This window comes from Sphingomonas bacterium (assembly GCF_903643065.1).
Taxonomy (GTDB): domain Bacteria; phylum Pseudomonadota; class Alphaproteobacteria; order Sphingomonadales; family Sphingomonadaceae; genus Sphingomonas.
Genome location: NZ_CAHJWX010000401.1, coordinates 1 through 2,887 on the forward strand (window position 1 = coordinate 1; position 2,887 = coordinate 2,887).

A 2,887-nucleotide genomic window follows, 5' to 3' on the forward strand; every position below is an offset into this window, starting at 1 on the left:
CGACCGCCAAGCCGCGCCTGCCGAGCCGGTCGTCGTTCCGGCACGACCGGCGCGGGCGACCGGACCGCTCGTGCCACAGACCGCCGACGCGTCGCCGCCCCGGCCGTTCCAAGAGCCCTTGCCAGCCGCAGCGCCATCGCCTGCCGCCCGCATGCTCACCGCCGCCTGGAAGCGGGCACGCTCCTGGCTGCTCGGCGGCAACACGGTGGTCCGTGTCGGCCTGGGAATCCTGTTCATCGGCCTGTCGTTCCTGGCGCGCTACGCGGCGTCGGCCGGGCTATTCCCGATCGAGCTACGTCTCGCGCTGGTGGTCGCGGTCGGAGTCGCGTTGCTCGTCGCGGGCTATCGCACCCGCATCGCCCGGCCCGGCTTTGCCACCGCACTGCAGGGCGGCGGGGTCGCGACGATCTATCTGACGGTGTTCGCGGCCGCCAAATGGTTCGGGCTCGCGTCCGTCGCGCCGGCGTTGGCAGTGATGGTCGCGGTGTGTGCGCTCGGCGCCGCGCTCGCGCTCCTTCAGGCGTCGCAGAGCCTCGCCGTCACCGCCTTTGCGGGCGGCTTCGCCGCGCCGGTGCTGCTGGCGAGCGGCGACGGCAGCATCGCGCTGCTGTTCGGCTATTACACCGTCCTCAACCTGGGCATCCTGGGCATCGCGCGGCGGCGGGCGTGGCGGGCGCTCAACCTGCTCGGTTTTGCGGCAACGTTCGGGATCGCGACGCTGTGGGAGGTGGGCGGCGCCGCGCCGATCCCGTCGGATCGGCTGGCCGGCCACGCCTTCGTCGTCGCGTCCGTGCTGATCTACCTCGCCGCCGCCATCCTCTACGCGCGCCGCGCGCCGCGCCGGCTCGGGCAGGTGGTCGATACGACCCTGCTGTTTGGGCCGGCAGTCGCCGGGTTCGGGCTGGAGGCGGGTCTGCTCCACCACCAGCCGTTCGGCACCGCCTTCGCCGCGCTCGGCTTCGCAGGCCTCTACATCGCGCTGGCGGCCTTCAACCGGCGGCGCGGCGGGCCGGAGGCGCGGCTTCTCAATGATGCGCTGCTGGCGATCGGCATCGGCTTCGTGACGCTGGCGGTGCCGCTTGCGCTGGGTGCGCGGTGGACGTCGGCGGTGTGGGCGCTGGAAGGTGCGGGGGCGTTCTGGGTCGGGTTGCGGCAGAAGCGCTGGCTCCCGCGCGCGTTCGGGCTGCTGCTTCAGGGGGTCGCGGCGCTGGTGTTCCTCGGCACTCTGCGCCTCGATCTGCCCGCGCTGCCGCTGCTCGGCCCCGGCTTCCTGGGCGCGGTCCTGATCGCTGGCGCGCTGCTCGCGACCGCCTGGTGGCTGCGCGAGCGCCCGGACACGGCGCCGTCGCGGTGGGCACGCGGCTGGGCGGGGGTCGAAGCGGCGCTGCCCCGTCCGGTGTTCCTGCTCGGCTTCGCCTTCTGGGTGGGCGCCTGGGCGATCGAGGCCGCGCGGATCGTACCCGCGGGAACGGCAGGACGGCCGTCCACACCTGCCTTCGCGCCCGCGATCCAGCCGTTGCTGGTGATGCTCGCCTATGTCGCCAGCGCGTGGGGCTCGGACGCGGTCGGCCAGCGGACTCGGTGGCGAGTGGCGACGTGGCCGGGCCGCGCGACGATCGCGGTGCTCGCGCTGACGTTCGTCGGCGCGGCAGGGAGCGGCGAGCGCGTGGCGTTCACGCCCGACTGGCTGCTCTGGGCGGCCGCGCTCGCGATCCACGTGCGCCTGCTGTTCCTCGCCGATCGCGAGACGGAAGCCGAAGCCCCGGCGCCGCTGGCAGCGCGCATCGGCCACGTCGGCACCGCCTGGCTGACGATCGCGCTGGTCGCCAATACCGTGCCGCTGGCGATCGAACGTGCCGGCCTTGCGAGCACCGGCTGGGACGATGCGACCCTGCCCGTCGTGCTCGCGCTGGCGCTGGTGCTGCTCACGCGGTGGGCGACGAGGCGGCTCGCGGAACCCCCGCCGACCCGCTGGCCGCTGGCCGGCCACGCGACCGATTTTGGATGGATCGCCGCAGCGCCGGTCGCCGTGGTCGCGCTGCTGGTCGCGCTTGCGGTCGCGCTCGCCTCGCCCGGCGATGCCTCCCCACTGCCCTATCTGCCGCTGCTCAACCCGGTCGACCTGTCGCTCGCGCTCGTGCTGGGCGCGGCGCTGCTGTGGCGACGTACCGTGCTGGCGGCGACGCCGCGGCCTTCCAGAAGCAAGCTGCTCATCGCGCCGGGGACGCTCGCCGGGCTGGGCGCGCTGGCGTTCGTCCTGGTCAACACCGTGTGGCTGCGCGCCGCGCACCAGCTGATCGGCGTCGCATGGAGCGTCGAGGCGCTGCTGGAAAGCTTCGTGGTGCAGGCGGGCCTCGCGCTGCTCTGGACGGCGATGGCGCTCGCACTGATGATCGGCGCTCACCGGCAAGGGGTGCGCAGCTGGTGGATCGTCGGCGCCGGGCTGCTCGGGATCACGGTGGCCAAGCTGCTGCTGGTGGACATGGGCAACGTCGGCGGTGCGACGCGGATCGTCACCTTCATGGGGGTCGGCGTGCTGATGCTGGTGGTGGGCTACCTCGCCCCGCTGCCGCCGCAGCACGCCTCGGCGGAGAAGGAAGGAGCGATCGCATGACCCGGTGGCACGGCATCCCGTTGCTCGCGTCGGCCGCGACGCTTCTTTTAGCGGCGACGGGGAGCGACACGCCGGCGGACTACACCGTCCGGGCGCGGGTAACGCCTGTCGGCAGAGCCTCCATGCAGCGCATAGAGCTGCCCGGCCCCGTGCTGGCCGCGCTGCAACGGGCGGACGGCGGTGACCTGCGGCTGTTCGACGCGAAGGGCCGGCGCGTGCCGATCGCGCGGGTAGGCGGCCCGCCCGTGAGCGCGCGGACCGTCGCGCTCGCCC

At 73.8% G+C, this 2,887-nt stretch carries 2 protein-coding genes; both read left to right on the top strand.

Features of this window, described 5'->3' with window-relative positions; genetic code table 11:
• Positions 1 to 151 precede the first annotated feature (151 nt).
• On the top strand, positions 152 to 2,614 hold the full coding sequence (locus HUU95_RS12830) for a DUF2339 domain-containing protein (protein ID WP_174280458.1): 2,463 nt from the start codon (positions 152 to 154) through the stop codon (positions 2,612 to 2,614).
• Positions 2,611 to 2,887: DUF3999 family protein (locus HUU95_RS12835; RefSeq protein ID WP_174280459.1), on the top strand; the 277-nt coding region annotated here is incomplete at its 3' end. The genes HUU95_RS12830 and HUU95_RS12835, both read left to right, overlap by 4 nt.

Bases quoted from the DNA above. Each gene is read 5' to 3' on its own strand.
- HUU95_RS12830 (WP_174280458.1), top strand. From the start codon at position 152: ATGCTCACCGCCGCCTGGAAGCGGGCACGCTCCTGGCTGCTCGGCGGC.